Annotated in this window: 20 protein-coding genes; 17 read left to right on the forward strand and 3 right to left on the reverse strand. The window is 56.6% G+C overall.

Going from position 1 to position 19,118, the window contains the following annotated elements; translation table 11 throughout:
- Positions 1–177 precede the first annotated feature (177 nt).
- From EH198_RS21475 to lipB, 4 genes are all read left to right on the forward strand, one after another.
- Positions 178–1,203: a thiamine pyrophosphate-dependent dehydrogenase E1 component subunit alpha gene (locus EH198_RS21475; RefSeq protein ID WP_124697568.1), complete on the forward strand. Its 1,026-nt coding sequence runs from the start codon at positions 178–180 to the stop codon at positions 1,201–1,203.
- A 3-nt stretch (positions 1,204–1,206) separates the two neighbouring features.
- Positions 1,207–2,193: an alpha-ketoacid dehydrogenase subunit beta gene (locus EH198_RS21480; protein ID WP_124697569.1), complete on the forward strand. Its 987-nt coding sequence runs from the start codon at positions 1,207–1,209 to the stop codon at positions 2,191–2,193.
- A gap of 461 nt (positions 2,194–2,654) precedes the next feature.
- On the forward strand, positions 2,655–4,106 hold the full coding sequence (locus EH198_RS21485) for a dihydrolipoamide acetyltransferase family protein (RefSeq protein ID WP_124697570.1): 1,452 nt from the start codon (positions 2,655–2,657) through the stop codon (positions 4,104–4,106).
- Positions 4,107–4,219: 113 nt separating this feature from the next.
- Positions 4,220–4,939: a lipoyl(octanoyl) transferase LipB gene (lipB, locus tag EH198_RS21490; RefSeq protein WP_124697571.1), complete on the forward strand. Its 720-nt coding sequence runs from the start codon at positions 4,220–4,222 to the stop codon at positions 4,937–4,939.
- Between the two features lie 71 nt (positions 4,940–5,010).
- On the opposite strand, the gene prli42 is transcribed toward lipB, so the two are convergent.
- Positions 5,011–5,112 carry a stressosome-associated protein Prli42 gene (gene prli42 / locus EH198_RS21495; protein WP_124697572.1) on the reverse strand — a complete coding sequence of 34 codons (102 nt, stop codon included), beginning with the start codon at positions 5,110–5,112 and terminating at the stop codon, positions 5,011–5,013.
- A 64-nt stretch (positions 5,113–5,176) separates the two neighbouring features.
- Between prli42 and EH198_RS21500 the strand changes: the two genes are divergently transcribed.
- A complete protein-coding gene (locus EH198_RS21500; protein WP_124697573.1) occupies positions 5,177–6,307 on the forward strand; it encodes a M20/M25/M40 family metallo-hydrolase in 1,131 nt (376 codons plus the stop codon).
- A gap of 201 nt (positions 6,308–6,508) precedes the next feature.
- Here the strand turns inward: EH198_RS21500 and EH198_RS21505 are convergent, their stop codons facing one another.
- Positions 6,509–6,715 carry a hypothetical protein gene (locus EH198_RS21505; protein WP_124697574.1) on the reverse strand — a complete coding sequence of 69 codons (207 nt, stop codon included), beginning with the start codon at positions 6,713–6,715 and terminating at the stop codon, positions 6,509–6,511.
- A 75-nt stretch (positions 6,716–6,790) separates the two neighbouring features.
- Between EH198_RS21505 and EH198_RS21510 the strand changes: the two genes are divergently transcribed.
- The 11 genes from EH198_RS21510 (at position 6,791) to EH198_RS21560 (ending at position 16,396) form a co-directional block, all read left to right on the forward strand.
- The gene (locus EH198_RS21510) at positions 6,791–7,381 is read left to right on the forward strand and encodes an NUDIX domain-containing protein (protein ID WP_124697575.1); all 591 of its coding nucleotides are present in this window, start codon (positions 6,791–6,793) and stop codon (positions 7,379–7,381) included.
- Entirely contained in the window at positions 7,372–8,664 is a 1,293-nt protein-coding gene (locus EH198_RS21515) for an endonuclease Q family protein (protein WP_221621559.1), read from the forward strand. Before EH198_RS21510 ends, EH198_RS21515 begins: the two co-directional genes overlap by 10 nt.
- A gap of 55 nt (positions 8,665–8,719) precedes the next feature.
- Complete coding sequence (gene spoIIM, locus EH198_RS21520) at positions 8,720–9,370, forward strand: stage II sporulation protein M (protein ID WP_124697576.1); 651 nt, start codon at positions 8,720–8,722, stop codon at positions 9,368–9,370.
- A 95-nt stretch (positions 9,371–9,465) separates the two neighbouring features.
- Positions 9,466–9,933, forward strand: coding sequence for a ferric iron uptake transcriptional regulator (gene fur / locus EH198_RS21525; RefSeq protein WP_124697577.1), 468 nt, complete (start codon positions 9,466–9,468; stop codon positions 9,931–9,933).
- Positions 9,934–10,198: 265 nt separating this feature from the next.
- Positions 10,199–10,432, forward strand: coding sequence for a YqzK family protein (locus EH198_RS21530; protein WP_124697578.1), 234 nt, complete (start codon positions 10,199–10,201; stop codon positions 10,430–10,432).
- 64 nt (positions 10,433–10,496) lie between these two features.
- Positions 10,497–11,390, forward strand: coding sequence for a site-specific tyrosine recombinase XerD (xerD, locus tag EH198_RS21535; RefSeq protein ID WP_124697579.1), 894 nt, complete (start codon positions 10,497–10,499; stop codon positions 11,388–11,390).
- Positions 11,391–11,479: 89 nt separating this feature from the next.
- Positions 11,480–12,658, forward strand: coding sequence for a phosphopentomutase (gene deoB, locus EH198_RS21540; RefSeq protein ID WP_124697580.1), 1,179 nt, complete (start codon positions 11,480–11,482; stop codon positions 12,656–12,658).
- Between the two features lie 92 nt (positions 12,659–12,750).
- On the forward strand, positions 12,751–13,578 hold the full coding sequence (locus EH198_RS21545; protein ID WP_124697581.1) for a purine-nucleoside phosphorylase: 828 nt from the start codon (positions 12,751–12,753) through the stop codon (positions 13,576–13,578).
- Positions 13,579–13,624: 46 nt separating this feature from the next.
- The gene (locus EH198_RS21550; RefSeq protein WP_124697582.1) at positions 13,625–14,500 is read left to right on the forward strand and encodes a purine-nucleoside phosphorylase; all 876 of its coding nucleotides are present in this window, start codon (positions 13,625–13,627) and stop codon (positions 14,498–14,500) included.
- A gap of 1 nt (position 14,501) precedes the next feature.
- Positions 14,502–15,833, forward strand: a complete 1,332-nt coding sequence (locus EH198_RS21555) for a pyrimidine-nucleoside phosphorylase (RefSeq protein WP_124697583.1) — start codon at positions 14,502–14,504, stop codon at positions 15,831–15,833.
- 50 nt (positions 15,834–15,883) lie between these two features.
- Positions 15,884–16,396 (forward strand): flavin reductase family protein, encoded by a 513-nt coding sequence (locus EH198_RS21560; RefSeq protein ID WP_124697584.1) that lies wholly within the window; start codon positions 15,884–15,886, stop codon positions 16,394–16,396.
- Between the two features lie 119 nt (positions 16,397–16,515).
- Here EH198_RS21560 and EH198_RS21565 read toward each other — a convergent pair whose 3' ends face one another.
- The gene (locus EH198_RS21565) at positions 16,516–17,556 is read right to left on the reverse strand and encodes a serine hydrolase domain-containing protein (RefSeq protein WP_124697585.1); all 1,041 of its coding nucleotides are present in this window, start codon (positions 17,554–17,556) and stop codon (positions 16,516–16,518) included.
- 190 nt (positions 17,557–17,746) lie between these two features.
- On the opposite strand from EH198_RS21565, the gene EH198_RS21570 reads away from it, so the two are divergent.
- Positions 17,747–18,940: a D-alanyl-D-alanine carboxypeptidase family protein gene (locus EH198_RS21570; protein WP_124697586.1), complete on the forward strand. Its 1,194-nt coding sequence runs from the start codon at positions 17,747–17,749 to the stop codon at positions 18,938–18,940.
- Positions 18,941–19,118 lie beyond the last annotated feature (178 nt).

Consider the following 19,118-nt stretch of genomic DNA (forward strand, 5'->3'; position numbering starts at 1 on the left):
TGAAGCCGGCCCGCCGACATTCGGTGTAAACGGGCGCTAATCGGCTTTTCTTTTTGAAGTCAAACGCTATATAATAGACTCAAGCCCGATTAGTACCAGGTTTTAAGATCAGATCAATACATGATCTTCCAGCCTGCGTCGGAGTCGGGTCCTTACGAACAAGGAGGTACCTCTATAATGGATACGCAAGGTACTGTAAAAAAAGTGAACAGGCATGAACCGCTTGGACTCACCGACGGCCAAGTGATCGACATGTACCGATATATGCTGCTGGCCCGCAAATACGACGAGCGCAGCCTGCTGCTCCAGCGGGCCGGGAAGATCAACTTCCACGTCTCCGGCATCGGCCAGGAAGCGGCGCAAGTGGCTGCCGCCTTTGCGCTGGACCGGGAGAACGATTATTTTCTGCCGTATTACCGCGACTATGCTTTTGTCCTCACCGTCGGCATGACGACCCGTGAACTGATGCTGTCGGTGTTCGCCAAGGCGGAGGACCCAAACAGCGGCGGACGGCAGATGCCGGGCCATTTCGGCAGCAAGCGGCTGCGCATCGTTACCGGTTCAAGCCCCGTAACAACGCAAGTTCCGCATGCGGTCGGCTTTGCGCTGGCAGCCAAAATGCGGAAGCAGAAGTTTGTCTCTTTCGTCACGTTCGGTGAAGGTTCCAGCAATCAGGGAGACTTTCATGAAGCGTGCAACTTTGCGGGAGTTAATAAGCTCCCGGTTATTATTATGTGCGAGAACAACCAGTACGCGATCTCGATTCCGGCTCACCGCCAGCTTGGCGGCAAGGTCAGCGACCGCGCGCTCGGCTACGGCTTTCCGGGCGTCCGCGTGGACGGCAACGACCCGCTGGAAGTTTACCGCGTCGTCAAGGAAGCCCGCGAGCGGGCGATTGCCGGCGAAGGCCCGACATTGATAGAAGCGATGATGTACCGCCTGTCCCCGCATTCCACGTCCGACAACGATCTCGCGTACCGCACCAAGGAAGAGGTCGAGGAGAACTGGAAAAAGGACGGCTTGGCCCATTTCCGCAATTATTTAACGGAGCTCGGGCTGTGGGACGATGAACAAGAACGCGATTTCGCCGCCCAGTGCAATCTGGAACTTAAAGAAGCGATCGAATACGCCGACAATGCGCCGTTCCCGAAACCGGAAGATACGCTGCTGCATGTGTACAGCGAATCCGAGGAAGGGGTATAACTCATGGCGATGATGGAATATATCGATGCCATCCGGCTGGCGATGAAAGAAGAAATGGAGCGCGACGACTCTGTCTTCGTTCTCGGCGAGGATGTCGGCGTCAAAGGCGGCGTGTTCACCACGACGAAGGGACTGCAGGACCAGTTCGGACAGGAGCGCGTGCTGGATACGCCGCTTGCCGAATCGGCGATTGCCGGCGTGGCGATCGGGGCCGCGATGTACGGCATGAAGCCGATCGCAGAAATGCAGTACTCCGATTTCATGCTTCCGGCGACCAATCAGATCATTAGCGAAGCGGCCAAAATCCGCTACCGCTCCAACAACGACTGGAGCTGTCCGGTCGTGATCCGCGCGCCGATCGGCGGCGGTATTTTCGGCGGGCTGTACCATTCCCAGTGTCCGGAATCAATCTTCTTCGGAACGCCCGGCCTGAAGATCGTGGCCCCATACTCGGCCTACGACGCGAAGGGGCTGCTGAAGGCCGCCGTCCGCGATCCCGATCCGGTTCTGTTCTTCGAGAACAAGAAATGCTACAAGCTGATCAAGGAAGACGTTCCCGAGAGCGACTACACCGTTCCCATCGGCGAAGCGAATCTGCTGCGCGAGGGCGATGACATCACGGTGATCGGGTACAGTCTGCCGCTGCATTTTGCGATGCAGGCGGCGGAGGAACTGGAACGCGAGCAGGGCATTACGGCGCATATTCTCGATCTGCGAACCCTTCAGCCGCTGGACCGCGAGGCAATCACGGCGGCGGTGCGGCGGACCGGCAAAGTGCTGATCGTACACGAGGACAACAAGACGGGCGGCGTCGGCGCCGAGGTTGCGGCGATTATCGCCGAGGAGTGCCTGTTCGAGCTGGACGCGCCGATCTTCCGCTTGTGCGGGCCGGATGTTCCGGCGATGCCAATCAGCCCGCCGATGGAGAAATTTTTCATGCTTAGCAAGGATAAGCTGAAAGCGGAAATGCTGCGCCTGGCGCAGTACTAGGGGCTTAGGGGCAATTAATTAGCCGAAAGAGGGATGTGTCCGCTTCATGTGAAGCGTAAACGCAGCCGACGGCTGCCCGGCCGGATGGCCGGTTGAAGGCCAAGGCGCATTGCTGGCTGGCGGCGCATCAGTGGAAGATCTAGTCGTAAGAGCTGCTCCGATGGGCGCCTCCTTTAGGCGCCCCCTTTAAAGGGAATAACTCCAGCTAATTCGACCCTTCGTGAACAAATTAGCCGATTAACTGGAATTGTTCCCGCTTATTTTGCCTAACCGGCCAAAAGTGATGTTTTATTAGTGAATGAACTGGAGTTTTTCCATCTAATGTGATGAGAAGCGCTCAACTCCATAGAATTAACGGGAGAAATTCCCGCTGACGTTTGGGAATAAGGTTCAAGATGTTTACAAAGTGCAAGTAATGAAGACACGGTCTTGCGTGAGCAGGACGTTTAAGGAGTGAAAGTATGACCGACAACAAGCAGTTGACGGACGTGACGATGCCGCAACTCGCGGAGTCGCTTGTATCGGCAACGATCGGCAAATGGCTGAAGAAGCCGGGCGACCCGGTGGAACAGTATGAGCCGCTCTGCGAAGTGATTACAGATAAGGTTAACGCCGAGCTGCCGTCCACCGTGGACGGAGTTATGGGCGACATTCTGGCGGAAGAAGGGCAGACGGTCGCGGTCGGCGAAGTAATCTGCCGGATCGCCGTGCCCGCTCCGGCGGCTCCGGCCCCGGCTCCGGCTTCGGCGGCCCCCGAAGCCGCCGCTCCCGCGCGCGCCGCAGCGCCGCAGCGCGCGGCTTCCGCCGCCGCAGTACCGGCGGCGGCCCAGCATGCGGCATCGGGCGCAGCCCATGCCGCGTACGACCCGGACGCGCCGATGCGGGCGCGTTATTCCCCCGCTGTGCAGAGCCTCGCGGCGCAGCACAGCATTGATCTGTCCGCCGTGCCGGGCACCGGCCTCGGTGGACGCGTCACGCGCAAGGACGTGCTGGCGTTCCTTGCGAACGGCCCTGCGGCTGCGCCTGCGCCGCAGAGCAGCCCCGCGCCGCATCCGGCGGCCGGCGCAGCGGCGCAGCCGCAAGGCGCGGCGTCCATCGCGCCGCAAGCGGGAGCGCCCGCGCCTGCGCCGCAGGAGACACTTCCGCCCGTCCGGCATTCCGGGCTTCATCTGTCCCAGTCGCCGCGCATCCCCGAAATTGAAGTGGAGAGCGGCCGATCCGAATATCTGATCGACGTAACGCCGATCCGCAATACGATCGCTTCGCGGATGCGCCAGAGCGTTTCGGAAATTCCGCATGCCTGGACAATGATCGAGGTGGACGTGACGAATCTCGTGCTGCTTCGCAACAAGCTGAAGGACGAATTCAAGCGCCGGGAAGGAATTAATCTGACCTATCTCGCTTTCTTGATGAAGGCCGTCGTCAGCGCGATTAAAGATTACCCGATCATGAATTCCGTTTGGGCGGTAGACAAAATCATCGTCAAGCGGGACATCAATATTTCACTGGCGGTCGGCACCGAGGATTCGGTCTGGACCCCGGTTATCAAGAAGGCGGACCAGAAGAATGTGGCGGGTCTTGCCCGCGAAATCGAAGAACTGGCGATGAAGACACGCGAAGGCAAGCTGCGCGTAGAGGACATGCAGGGCGGAACCTTCACTGTCAACAATACCGGCTCATTCGGTTCGATTCTGTCTTATCCGATCATCAATTATCCGCAGGCAGCCATTTTGACCTTTGAATCGATTGTGAAAAAGCCTGTTGTCATCAACGATATGATCGCCGTCCGTTCCATGGCCAATATATGCCTGTCGCTGGACCACCGGATTCTTGACGGCGTCATCTGCGGCCGATTCCTGCAGCGGGTGAAGGACAACATCGAAGGCTACAGCCTGGATACGAACGTCTATTAAACGCAGTTGACACCTGCAAGTCCGGGTGGGGGTTCAAACAGACCGCCCGGACATCCGGAAAAGATCCATTTGTTACTGGCTCCGTGAAATCGCGGGAAGGGAGATGTTTAAGCATGAACAGCACAGAACCTCGAAAGCTGGAAATATCCTATTTTCCCATGATCGAATACGGACGCGCCTGGGATCTGCAAAAAGAGTCCGTCCGCTCCATCGACGCCGGCGAGCGTCCGGAACGGCTGATCTTTTTGCAGCACCCGCCAACCTATACGATCGGATCGCAAAATCACCCCGAGCACCTTCTGCTTAACGCCGAGCAGCTTCGGGAGGAAGGGATTTCGGTGTTTGAAATCGACCGCGGAGGGGACATTACATATCATGGACCAGGCCAGCTTGTCGGTTATCCGCTGCTGCGGATCGGCGAGCAGGGCAAAGTAGATCTTCACGGTTATCTGCGGTCGCTGGAACAAGTAATCATCGATTACCTTGCCACCTTCGGGATTGAGGGCGGGAGAAAGCCGGAGTATACGGGAGTTTGGGTAGGCGATGTGAAAATATGCGCCATCGGAGTCAAATTCAACAGAAGCCGTGCAGGCAAAGGTTTTGTGACCAGCCACGGCTTTGCTTTTAATATCCGGGAGGGCATCGGGGAGGAAGGCTTCCGGGGAATCATTCCCTGCGGCATTTCCCAGTACGGGGTCACCTCGCTGGAAGAATGCACAGGCCGCCGGTTTGAAGTCGAAGAGGTCGCCGCGGCGCTCATTCCCCATTTTCTGAACATTTTCCCTTATGGCAAAATCGAATCGGACTGGGCGGAGGCTCAGGCTGACAAATAAACGAAGAGCAGCGCAAAAACAGCGGCCCGGATATCCGGACCGCTGGAATAAGCGGGAGTAGCCGCATAGAGTCATCCGGCGAGGAAAGGCTCGATGACTACCATAAGCGTGGAGGCGACCATTGCCAGCAGCATGACATAAATAAAGATGCGGAACCATTTTTGACGTTGCATGAGTGACTCCTTTGAAATTAGTTTAATCCCATTGTAACGTATACTTGAAAGCGAGGGAAGTCCGGTGGTAGTACAAGACCGATTGATTCAGGAGTTTATGGAGCTTGTCCAGATCGACAGCGAGACGAAAAATGAACGGAACATCGCCGATCACCTGATCGCCAAATTCAAGGAGCTTGGACTGGAAGCCGTAGAAGACGATTCACAGGAAAGAACCGGGCACGGCGCGGGCAATCTGATTGTCACATGGCCTGCGGAGAATGCGGCGGAGGACGATCCCAAGCTGCTGTTCACCTGCCATATGGATACGGTCGTTCCAGGCCAGGGAATTAAACCGACGCTCGGCGAAGACGGCTGGATTACGAGCGACGGCACGACCATCCTCGGGGCGGACGACAAAGCGGGTCTGGCCGCGCTCTTTGAAGGCATTCGGGTAATCAAGGAACAAAATATTCCGCATGGACAAATTCAGTTCGTGATCACTGCGGGCGAGGAGTCCGGGCTGGTCGGATCTCGTTCGCTGGACCCGAAATATTTAGACGCGGATTTCGGCTTTGCGCTTGATTCCAACGGCGAAATCGGCGCCATCGCGGTAGCCGCTCCGACGCAGGCGAAGATTCAGATGCAGATTTTCGGCAAATCGGCCCACGCCGGCGTCAATCCCGAAGACGGCATCAGCGCCATCCAGGTGGCCGGCAAGGCGATTGCCGCCATGAAGCTTGGGCGCATCGACAGCGAGACGACTGCCAATATCGGCAGGTTTGCGGGCGGCGGCCCGACGAATGTCGTCTGCGATCATGTGCAGCTGGACGCCGAAGCGCGGAGCATTGTCCAGGAAAAGGTCGATCTGCAGCTGGCCCAGATGCGCGAAGCGCTGGAAACGACGGTGCGCGAGTACGGCGCGGAATGCGAATTCAGAAGCGAGATCATTTACCCGGCGTTCAGCTTCAACGAGCATGATCCCATTGTTCAGCTGGCTGAGCGGGCCATATCGTCGATCGGCTTGACCCCGAGACGTTTTCCGTCGGGCGGCGGAAGCGACGCCAATGTATTTAACGGGCTGAAGGTGCCGACGCTGAATCTGGCGGTTGGATACGAGAATATCCATACGATCAAAGAACGGATCAAGGCCGAGGATATCGTCAAGGCGTCCGAACTGGTCGTGGCGATTGTTAAAGAAAGCGTCAAAAAATAGAGGCAAAGCAGCGGCCTAGCCAACTCTTGTAAAGAATGGAGCCGTTAGCAAGCCGCAATGCAGCGCGAAGCTGCTCTATGGACCGGAATCCCGGCCTATAGAGCAGCTTTTTTACATATTATGAGCAAGAAGGGAAGAACACAAGGGTAAACCGACTGCCGGATACCTGAGATTGGGATCGTCGTCGGAGGGCGGCTTGGGTTATATGGGCTGCGGCTCCATACCGGGCTGCGGGCGGTTCTCCGAGCCGAGTTTGAGATATTCCCGGCTGTGCAGCGTCAACACATACGCCAGCGGCATATCCGGCCCAAACCGCTGCTGGAGGACGAGCAGCTCCTTTCGGATGTGATCCGGCTTTCCCGAGATAAACAAGCCGGTACGGCGAGTACGGCCTACCCTGTTGTTCATGACTATTTCCTTCTTTCTCTTGAAGTTTGCTATAATACACCGTATGCAGACCAGAGACAAAGGAGACCTGAAAATATGGAAAATCAAGGAACCGAAGTGAAAAAAGAATGGCCCGCCAATCCGGCGCTGGACGAGACTACGGTATCCACCCAGCCTATTTTTGAAGGCAGAGTAATAACGCTGCAGGTGGACACAGTGACCCTGCCGGACGGCAATACCGCAACCCGTGAAGTAGTGAGGCATCCGGGTGCGGTGGCGGTCCTGGCCCTGAACAAGGGGAAAATGCTCGTTGTCGAACAATTCCGCCAGCCGATGGGTCGAACCGAAGTGGAGATTCCGGCAGGCAAGCTGGACCCCGGCGAAGACCCGCAGGAAGCCGCCGGACGAGAACTGCATGAAGAGACGGGATTTCACAGCGGCGATCTGTTCCTGCTGAAATCGTTCTACACTTCCCCGGGCTTCGCCGACGAGATTATTCATCTGTATGTGACGGAGAATGCGCAGAGCGGAGAAATGTCGCTTGACGAGGATGAATTCCTGGTCGTGTCGGAGCTGACGCTGGAGGAAGCGTACGAATATATTGCCGATGGGCGGATCGCCGATGCAAAGACGATCATGGCGGTTTATGCCTGGCATTTGCACACGCTGACCGGGAAATGGAGCTAGAGCGGAAGAATCTGCTTCGGGCGGGCCGGAATGCCGCCGGAGGAGAGCTGTCGGCTGCGGCGGGTAGTCCAAAGTTGGCCGCGGAACCGGCGCTTTCCCGCTATTACTGCGATCTGCACGTCCATATCGGCAGAACGTCGGAGGGCCGGGCAGTCAAGATCAGCGGCAGCCGCGATCTGACCTTTGCAGGGATTGCCCGGGAAGCGGCCGAACGCAAGGGCATCGGATTAATCGGCATTATCGACAGCCATTCGCCTTCCGTACAGCGGGATATTATGCGCTGTCTTGATGAAGGCGAGATGACGGAGGCCGAAGGCGGCGGCATTGCGTACCGGGGGACGGCCATCGTACTCGGGTCGGAGATCGAAATCCGCGAGCCCGGGCGCAAAGAATGCCATGTGCTGGCCTTTATGCCCGATCTTAACGCGATGAGCGAATTCAGCGCCTGGATGGGGCGCCATATGAAGAACGTCAACCTAAGCTCCCAGCGTATCTATGTCCCGTCCATGGAGCTTCAGGAGGAGATAAACGGCCGCGGGGGGATATTGATACCCGCCCATATTTTTACGCCGCATAAGGGCCTCTACGGCTGCGCCGCTGAGCGGATGGCCGAACTGTTCGATCTCCGGCGGATTGCCGGAGTGGAGCTCGGCCTAAGCGCGGATTCGGAAATGGCCGGCTATATTTCCGAGCTCGATCCGTTTACATTCCTGACGAATTCCGACGCGCATTCGCTGGGCAAGATCGGACGCGAATATAACGAAATGAAGCTTGCCGCTCCTTCGTTTACGGAGCTGCGGCTCGCGCTGGAGCGCCGCGAAGGCCGAGGGGTTACGGCCAATTACGGGCTGAATCCCCGGCTGGGCAAGTACCACCGCACCTACTGCGCCGGGTGCGGCAGCATTATCGACGAAGCTTATGCGACCTCGCAGCGATGTCCGTACTGCGGCAGCACCAAGCTCGTTCAGGGCGTGCTGGACCGGATTTTGAGTATCGCGGACAGGGAGGAGCCGGTTGTTCCCGGTTACCGTCCGCCGTACCGCTACCAGATTCCGCTGGAATTCATCCCGGGCTTGGGCAAGGCGAAGATGAATCTGCTGCTTGAAGCCTTCGGGACCGAGATGAATATTCTCCACGAAGCCAGTGAGGAGGAGCTGGCCGCGGTGGCCGGCGCCGAACTGGCTTCAAAGATCGCCGCCGCCCGCTCCGGAACGCTGGAGCTGACCGCCGGCGGGGGAGGCACGTACGGCCGAGTCGCCGTACCGTCGAAGGACAAGTCATAGAGCGGGACGTTTCTTCATATGGTGTATCATGTGACCAGGAGAGGAGAACGTCCCGATGCGGAACTTCCGTCATATGATTAAAGAGCAGACACCGCTTTATATTTTTGTCGCCGTATTATTTTTGGTAGGGGTCGTCTTCGGAGCCCTGATCGTCAGCGCGCTGACGATGGACCAGCAGCAGGAGCTCACTGATTATCTGGGCAATTTCTTCGTGACGGTAGATCAGCACGGGCTGCCCGCGGCGCCGGAATCGTTCTGGAGCATCGCCGGACTTCATCTGAAGTGGATCGGCCTGATCTGGATTCTTGGCCTGTCGGTCATCGGGCTTCCCGGCATTCTTATTCTGGATTTCCTTAAGGGTGTGCTGATCGGCTTCACGGTCGGCTGCCTGGTAAGCCAATATTCGTGGCACGGCCTGCTGTTCGCGCTTGTATCGGTCGCGCCTCATAATATGGTAGTAATTCCGGTGCTCCTCGTTTGCAGCGCGGCGGCAATCGCGTTCTCCCTGCTAATGATCCGCAGCAGAGTGGTCGCGCGCCGTCCGCTCAGCGTAGGACGTCCTTTTGCCATGTATACGCTGCTGTCGTTTATCATGGCTCTTCTTATTCTCGGCGTATCCTCCTTCGAGACCTGGGTCACTCCGACTATGATGAGATGGGTAACTCCCGCTTTGGTGCAGTCGGCGCCGGATGTTAACGGGCGTTAAAAGCGTTTGACTTCTCAAAGTTACTCCCCCTATAATGAAAGAAGCGGCTTTTATAGAGAAGATATCGTTAATTTTCCTGGGGGGAGGGACTGGCTATGGAAGACCGGATCGACAAAATTAAGCAGCAATTGCAATCGCAAGCATACAAGCTTACACCCCAACGGGAAGCAACCGTCCGCGTTCTGCTGGAGAACGAGGAAGACCATCTAAGCGCCGAAGACGTGTTCATGCTCGTAAAGGAGAAGGCCCCCGAGATCGGTCTTGCCACCGTATACCGTACCCTTGAGCTCCTAAGCGAGCTTCATATCGTGGAGAAGATCAACTTCGGCGACGGTGTCGCCAGGTACGATCTGCGAACGGATACCTCAAAGCATCATCATCATCATTTGATTTGTGTACAGTGCGGCAGCATGGATGAAATTCGTGAAGACTGGCTCGGTTCGCTGGAGGAGAAGCTGGATAAGGAATTCAATTTCTCTGTAATCGACCACAGGCTTGATTTTCACGGGATTTGCTACCGCTGCAGGGAGAAGAATAATTCGGACGGCAACCGAGCCAACTGAATTCATAGAACCAAGCAAGCAAGTGGATAGAAGACGCACCGAAAGCTTTTTCCGGCTTATTGCCGGAGAGGGCTTTTTTAATGTTAAAGGAAGGCAGGAGGCGCCAAACGGCGCCTTTCTTAATGGCCGTACATAGCGGAAAGATATACATAAGGGAGCCGGGAAACACATAAAGTGAAGGACGGGGATTGTCCGTAAAGTGGAAAAAACTTGCGGAAATCAGCCGGCAGCGGAATTAAAGTCCTTTTGCGGGAGGAATGCGAACATGATCATTTCTGTACCCAAAGCGCTTCGGCGGCTCTTTTTTATTGTGATATTTGTCGCGCTGAGCTGCCTGTTCTATAATATAATGGACCTGCTTCACAGCTGGATGGGTCCTGTACCCGATCCGGATATTCCGGAAGGTTCGGCGGTGCGGGCGTTTAGCGGAATTCAGCCCGGGGGCGGGGCGATGAATCCGGCGGAACGGCTGCGCCTGTATTACTGGTACGGAGAATGAAAGCGTTCCGGGCAGGGAATCTTTAACCGCACCTAAGCGGCGCGCAAGGCGGGAGTGTTCAATAATGAAGTCAACATTACAGGATTTTTTACAGTATCTTTCCAGTGAAAAAAACGTATCGCCCAGCACTCTGGAATCCTACGGCCGCGACGTCTCCCAGTTCCTTGACTTTGCCGCAGGGCGGGGCGTCGAAACGCCGGACGAATTCCGAAAGCCGCTGATAACGCTCTATCTCGGCGGACTTAAGGCGGCAGGCCGGGCAGCTGCGACGATTAACCGGAACACGGTCTCGATCCGTGCCTTTTTTCATTATCTGCTTAAAGAACGGCTGATCGGCGCGGACCCCACACTGGAGATGGAAGCGGTAAAGCCGGAGAAGAAACCGCCCGTGATTCTCAGCCTGGACGAGGTGGAGCGGCTGCTGGCAGCGCCCGACGTCTCCACTGCACACGGTCTGCGGGACAAGGCGATGCTTGAGCTGTTGTACGCGACAGGAATCCGTGTATCGGAGCTGGTTATGCTTGATGCGGGCGATGTGCAGACCGCGCTGAGATTTGCTCGGTGCTCCGGCTCCGGCGGCAAGGAGAGGGTGGTTCCGATTGGAGTCATTGCTTCCGAATCCGTAGAGGCCTATCTTAAGAGCAGCCGGGACAAGCTTCTTCGCGAAGATAAGGATGAACCGGCACTGTTTCTAAACAGTCTCGGCGGCAGACTGACCCGGCAAGGGTTCTGGAAAATGATCAAAAAATACGCGAAGGAAGCGAATATCCGCCAGGATATTACCCCGCATACGCTGCGGCATTCGTTCGCCGCCCATCTGCTTGAGGGAGGAGCCGATCTGCGCTCCGTACAGCAGATGCTCGGACATGCCGATATATCGACGACGCAAATGTACAGCGGCATCGCGCGCGGGAACATGAAGGAAGTATATGAAAGACACCATCCCCGGGCGCGGTAACGCAAGGTAAGCGCTCCTTTTTTCCGGGGCATTATATGGATGACGAACAAGAACGAAAAGATTTCTTACGATGAAGGAGCGTGGATGAAGTGTCCTCTTTTAAGCGGATTTGCTTTATCGTACTTGACAGTGTGGGCATAGGAGAAGCGCCGGACGCCGCCGGATTCGGCGATGTGGGCGCGCACACGCTGGGACATATTTTGGAGCGGAACCCTGAGCTTAAGCTGCCGAATATGCAGCGTTTGGGCCTGGCGAACATCGCCCCCCTGCCGCCGCTTGAGCCGGTTCAGGCACCGGAAGGCTATTATGGAAAGATGCAGGAGGTTTCCGTCGGCAAAGATACGATGACTGGCCACTGGGAACTGATGGGTCTAAAGATTGAAACGCCGTTCAATACATATCCGGACGGCTTTCCGGCTGAGCTGATTACCAAGTTCGAAGCGGCAACGGGCCGTAAAGTTCTCGGGAACAAGCCCGCTTCCGGCACGGAAATTCTCGTGGAATACGGAGAAGAGCAGATGAAGACGGGGGCTTGGATCGTCTATACCTCGGCGGACAGCGTATTTCAGCTGGCTGCGCATGAGGAGATCATCCCGCTGGACGAGCTGTACAGCGCCTGCCATATCGCCAGGGAGCTGACGATGGCGCCGGAATTCTCGGTAGGCCGGGTCATAGCCCGCCCGTACGTTGGGGAGCCGGGGAATTTCATCCGTACGCCGAACCGGCATGATTATGCGGTGAAGCCGCCTGAGCCGACGGTCATGAACGCGCTGGCCGACATCGGCAGGGATGTGATCGCCGTAGGCAAGATCGATGATATTTTTTCGGGCGAGGGTGTAACGGCGGCCTACCCGACCAAGAGCAATGAGCACGGCATTGAAGTAACGATTGAACAGCTCCGTAAGCCCTTCGAGGGGCTGCTGTTCACAAACCTCGTCGATTTCGATTCCCTGTACGGACACCGGCGCGATCCGGAAGGCTACGGCCGTGCTCTCGAAGTATTCGACACAGCGCTGCCGGACATTATATCCGCCTTGGGCGAGGACGATCTGCTGATTGTGTCCGCCGATCACGGCAACGATCCCGTGCACAGCGGAACCGACCATACCCGCGAATATGTCCCTCTGCTGGTGTATGGTCCGAAGCTACAGGCACCGGACAGCCTTGGCGTTCGCACGACCTTCTCCGATGTGGCGGCGACAATCGCCGATAATTTCGGAGCGGCGGCACCGAAGTACGGGACAAGCTTCCTTGGGGAGCTGAAGTAACCCCGGACGGGCGGCATAAAAGGGCATTTTTAGGAATCCGTATCTTTTCATATACAACCCTACTTACAACCCTACTTTAAGGAGGAGCATACATGACAAACGCAATAAGCCTCGAAGCGATTCAGGAAGCGGCAGGATACATCAGGAGTAAAGGGGCGGAAGCGCCGGAAATCGGGCTGATCCTCGGCTCCGGCCTCGGCATACTGGCCGATTTGATTCAGGACGGAATCAGCATTCCTTATCAGGACATCCCCCATTTTCCGGTGTCCACTGTGGAAGGACATGAAGGCGAGCTGCTGATCGGCACGATTGAAGGACGCAAGGTCGTGATGATGAAAGGCCGCTTTCACATGTATGAGGGCTACGGACCGGAGACGACTGCGTTTCCCGTCCGCGTCATGAAAGAGCTGGGCGTAACCAGCCTGCTCGTAACCAACGCAGCCGGGGGAGTCAATACGGATTTCTCGGCGGGGGATTTGATGCTCCTTACCGACCATCTCAACCTGACGGGCCGCAATCCGCTGATGGGACCGAATGATTCCGCTCTTGGCGTGCGTTTCCCCGATATGTCCGAGCCGTACAGCCGCCGGCTGATCGCCGCGGCGCGCGAAACCGCGAAGGCGCAGAACTTCACTTTCAAGGAAGGCGTCTACGCGGGCCTGCTCGGACCGTGCTATGAGACGCCCGCCGAGATCGTCATGCTGCGCCGCCTCGGCGCCAATGCAGTCGGCATGTCCACCGTATCCGAGACGATCGTGGCCCGTCATGCCGGCATCGAGGTGCTCGGCATCTCCTGTATTACCAATATGGCCGCGGGCATTTTGGATCAGCCCTTGTCCCATGACGAGGTCATGGAGACGGCGGAGCGGGTGCGCGAGCGCTTTTTGAGCCTTGTGCTTGCCCTTATTCCGAAAATGTAAAACTGCCCAGCACTAATAACTTTAACAATCGGGGAGGAATTCACAAATGACACAATCAGCAAACAGCGCATCGGAGGCCGCTTACGGCGTACAGGTGAAGGAAGCCGCCGCCTATATAGAGTCCAAGCTGGGCCCTTATAAGCCGGTTATAGGGCTGATTCTCGGCTCCGGCCTCGGTGATCTCGGCGACCAAATTGAGGATGCCGTATATTTGCCTTACGAAGAGATTCCCCATTTTCCCCGCTCGACGGTGGAAGGCCATGCCGGACGGTTCGTCATCGGCAAGCTGGAGGGCAAGGACGTTATTATTATGCAGGGGCGTTTTCACTACTATGAAGGTTACGCTATGCGCAAAGTTGTGCTGCCCGTATACGTTCTGGCCAAGCTCGGCATCGGCACACTCGTTATCACGAATGCTGGCGGCGGCATGAACCGGGCGTTCAAAGCCGGCGACCTGATGCTGATTACCGATCATCTGAATATGACGGGAGACAACCCGCTGATCGGCCCGAACGATCCGGAGCTTGGCGTGCGTTTCCCTGACATGTCACGCGCTTACGACCCGGAATATATCGCGCTTGCCAAGAAGCTGGCGCCGGAAATCAAGGGAACGGCCGGAGAGAGTCTTGCGCTGCAGGAAGGTGTATATGCGGGCATCAGCGGTCCGACTTACGAAACGCCGTCCGAGCTGAAAATGCTCGCGTATCTCGGAGGCGACGCCGTCGGCATGTCCACCGTTCCTGAAGTCATTGCCGCAAGCCACAGCAGGCTGAGAGTTCTTGGCATTACGTGTATTACCGACATGGCGATCGGCGACGAGCTGGAGCCATTGACGCATGAGCAGGTGGTAAAGGTGGCGAATCTGACCAAGCCGAAGTTTATCGGGCTCGTCCGGGCTTTCGTGCGCGAGGCGCAGTTGTAAGATGAGAGCGGTCGACATCATCCAGAAAAAAAGGGACGGCGGCGAGCTGAGCCGCGAGGAAATCTCTTTCCTCATCCAGGGCTACAGCCGGGGAGAGATCCCCGATTACCAAATGTCCGCCTGGGCGATGGCCGTTTATTTCCGGGGAATGAACGCCCGCGAGACCGGCGATTTGACCCTGGAAATGGCCATGTCCGGCGATCAGGTCGACCTCAGCCCGATCGCCGGCATTAAGGTGGACAAGCACTCCACCGGCGGAGTGGGCGATAAGACGACCGTCGTTCTGGCTCCGCTCGTGGCGTCTGCGGGCGTGCCGGTCGCCAAAATGTCCGGGCGCGGCCTCGGCCACACCGGCGGCACGCTGGACAAGCTGGAGTCCATCTCCGGCTTCTCCGTCGAGATGGAACGCGAGCGCTTCTTCGCCCAGGTCGGCGAAATCGGCGCCGCGGTGATCGGCCAGTCCGGCAACATTACGCCGGCCGACAAGAAGCTGTACGCCCTGCGCGACGTGACGGCAACCGTGAATTCCATCCCGCTCATCGCAAGCTCCGTCATGAGCAAGAAAATTGCCGCCGGCGCGGACGCCATCGTGCTGGATGTCAAGACCGGCAGCGGCGCGTTCATGAAGACGCTGGATGACTCCATCGCGCTGGCACAGGCGATGGTCGATATCGGCACCCAGCTTGGCCGCCACACGGTCGCGGTTATCAGCGACATGGACCAGCCGCTCGGGTACGGCATCGGCAATGCGCTGGAAGTCAAAGAAGGCATCGAAACGCTCCGCGGCCACGGACCGGCGGACCTTACGGAAGTATGCCTGATTCTCGGCAGCCAGATGCTTGTTCTCGGCGGCAAGGCGAAGGATACGGATGAGGCCCGCGGCATCTTGAAGGAGCATATCGCGGACGGTAGCGCGTTTGAGAAGCTGAAGGTGATCGCCGCTGCCCAGGGCGGGGATGTTGCCCAGATCGAATCGCCTTCGAAGCTGCCAACCGCCCGGAGACAGCTAGAGGTTAAAGCGCCGGCGGACGGCCATATCGAAGCGATTCAGGCGGAAGAAATCGGCATCGCCGCCATGCTGCTCGGCGCAGGCCGGGAGACGAAGGAATCCGTTATCGACCTGGCCGTCGGCATCGTGCTGTCGAAGAAGGTCGGCGACGCCGTCTCCACCGGAGACACTCTGGCTGTCCTGCACGTCAACGACGCTTCCGAGAGCAAAGTGAAGGAAGCCGAGGCCAAAGTGCTGGAGGCCTACCGCATTACGGATCAGCCGGTAACTCCGCCACCGCTCGTCTATGCCATCGTCACGAAGGATGGCGTAACCCGGTATTAATGGGTTATACTGGGTGATGGATGTTATTTTTTCGTGGTGGAGGAGAAGGAATGAGCCAAGCGTTTAAATTGTTGGAGCCTCAAGAACTGACGGATAATGTGTTCAAGCTGGTCGGGGAAGACTGGATGCTGATTACGGCGGGAGGCGCGGAGCGCTATAACACGATGACAGCGAGCTGGGGCGGACTGGGCGTTCTCTGGCACAAACAAATCGCTTTTTGCGTGGTAAGGCCAACCCGCTACACTTATGAATTTATGGAGTCCTCGGATACGTTCTCGCTGTCGTTCTTTACGGAGGATTACCGGAGCGCGCTGGAGATTTGCGGAAGCGCGTCGGGAAGAGACACGGATAAAGCAGCGGCTGCGGACATCACGCCGGTGGAAGACACGCCGGGAATCGTGTATTTCGAGGAAGCCAGACTCGTGCTGGAATGCCGCAAGCTTTATTATCAGGATCTCGACCCGGAGAAGTTTCTGGACGAAAGCATTCACAAGATGTATCCCAAAAAAGATTATCACCGCTTGTATGTCGGTGAAATTACGCAGGTCCGGATCAAGGAATAAGTTAGGTTAACGAATAGAATTCTGACCCAGCGAGAACGGGGGTGTCCCAGCAGCCATTTTCATGGCCTATGAGACACCCCCGTTTTTCATTAATCCGTCTGTGGAGCTCAAAATGCCCTCTAAGCAAACCCTTCTGTGAGCCGTCCCTCTTCAATCACCCGCATCATACGGTACGCTCCCATGCTTTTGTTGCAGGTTACGGCCAGCGCCAGCCCGGATTCGGGATAGAAGGCGGAACGAAAGCAGACGCCGGGGTCGGAGCCCATAAGATGGTATTTCGCGGATTGTTCGTGCTGTCTCGTAATCCGGAGGCCGTAGCCGTAATAGTCACTTTCTCCAACGGCGATCTGCGGGGACAGCAGGCGTGCGAGCGAGTCTGCTCCCAGCAGGCCGCCGTTCATCAATGCATCCCATAATTTAAGCATATCCGGCGCTGCCAGGAATACGCCGCCATCCGCGCCTCCTTTGACGGGAATCGAGTAGATATTGCCTCTCCAGGTGCCGTCCTCTTCATCAATATAGCCTGTTGCCGTATCCGCAGGCAGGTTGTCCAAGGGAAAGTAGCCTGATTTTGTCATCCCGCAAGGCTGGAGAATCCGGCTTTCCACGTAATCGGCGAATGGCATGCCCGCCGCCTGCTCAAGGATAAGTCCAAGCACGATGTATCCCGCATTATTATAGTGAAACCGGCCGCCGGGAGTGAATTTCATTGGCAATTCCCGGATTAGCGGGACAAAATCCCTCGGCGTCCGAAGCCGATACATCGGGTGTTCCTCCCACAGCTGCTCGAAATCGTCCATCACTTCTTCATCAAAATAATCGCTGATCCCGGATGAGTGGGTGAGCAGATGGTGAATCGTTATCTCGGTGCTGAAATGCGGGAATTCTTCCTTTAGATTCAGGTAGTCCCCGATCCGGCCATCAAGCTTCAATTTGCCTTGTTCCGCAAGCTGACAAATAGAGATCGCTGTAAACAACTTGCCGCCGGAAGCAGTTCCGAACGAAGTGCACGCTTTATTGGGAATCCGGTTCTCTCTTTGTGCAAAACCATATGGCAGTACCAGCAGCTCGTTCCCGGGCATTTTTAGCGCAACAGTCCCCGAAAAACCGATTTCCTCCGCCGTCCGGTTCATTGTATCTGTTAATTTGTGTGACTCCATAAAATCTTCCTCCATTAAACTTTTCAAGCTGCTTATAAAATGGTTCAAGCTTTTCTTAAATAAAAAATTCCCGCTGTCCCGTAAATAATCCTGCTTTCCAGCAAAATTATGGAATATTTCCACCCTTTTCTGACGAAACTGAAACACAGTACCTGCGATAAGAAGGTAAACGTTCAGGAGGGGAACTTTGATGACAAAATTTCGCTTTTGTTTGCTGGCGCTGTGTATCGTATTCGGCGCATTAAGCCCGCTCACCGCGTTCGCGGAGGAAAAAGGGCAGAAGACCGATAGTTCCGCGGGGAAGGCCGATCTGGCGCCGCAGGCGCGTTCAGCCATTCTGATGGACGCCGGGACCGGCACCGTTATATACGAGAAGAACAGCCACGACAAGCTGCCTCCGGCAAGCATCACGAAGATCATGACGATGCTGCTCACCGTCGAAGCGCTGGATGACGGACGGCTGAAGCTGACCGATAAAGTCCGGACTAGCGAATACGCTGCCTCAATGGGAGGCTCGCAGATTTTTCTGGAGCCGGGCGAAGAAATGTCGGTCGACGAAATGCTGAAGGGCATCGCAATGGCTTCGGGCAACGATGCGTCCGTAGCGATGGCCGAGAAGCTCGCCGGCTCGGAGAGCGCTTTTGTAGACATGATGAACAAACGGGCGGAGGAGCTCGGCCTGAAGGATACGCATTTTGCCAATTGCAACGGGCTTCCTGCCGAGAACCACTATTCTTCTGCGCATGACATTGCGGTCATGAGCCGCGAGCTGCTGAAGCATAACCAAATTATCAAATACACCGGCTCCTACCAGGATTATCTTCGCAAGGACTCGGAGAAGCCGTTCTGGCTCGTTAATACGAACAAGCTGGTGCGCTTCTATACCGGGGCGGACGGACTGAAGACCGGCTATACATCGGAGGCCAAATTCTGCCTGTCTGCAACCGCGTCAAGAGACGGGCTGCGGGCAGTCGCCGTCGTTCTCGGAGAGCCCAATACGAAGACGCGCAACAGCGAGGTCTCGGGGATGTTCGATTTTCTGTTCTCGCAGTTTAAAGTCCATACGATCCACAAGTCCGGCGACACGCTGGGCACCCTGAAGATCGAGAAGGGCGTTAAGGCCACACTGCCGGTCAAGGCGGAAGAGGACTATACCATTTTGCTGAAAAAGGGAATCACCCAGGAAGGCGTCCGGCATGAAGCGGTCATACTGGACAAAGTCAAAGCCCCGGTGTCCAAAGGGCAGACGATCGGCAAGCTGGTGGTCTATCAGGGCAATGCCGTGGTGAAGCAGTATGAGCTGAAGGCGTCCGAAGATATCGCTAAGGCGGGCTGGTGGAAGCTGTTCAAGCGGACGACGGGTTCCATGTTCTCGAGGAACTGACGGAAGCGCCGCAGGATTCGAGAACTTCGGACAGGACCGGAAGCGAGGCGGTTTTTGCCGGGTTGTCCCGATCCTTTTGTAGAATGATGAGAGTTTTCTTCTAGTTTTGTCGCGAAGCAGGATTCGCTCTCCGCCGCGTAGAAATCGTTGTCCTTGAAGACGTTTTAAGCAGCCAAGC

The organism is Paenibacillus rhizophilus (assembly GCF_003854965.1).
In the GTDB taxonomy this organism is placed as follows: domain Bacteria; phylum Bacillota; class Bacilli; order Paenibacillales; family Paenibacillaceae; genus Paenibacillus_AQ; species Paenibacillus_AQ rhizophilus.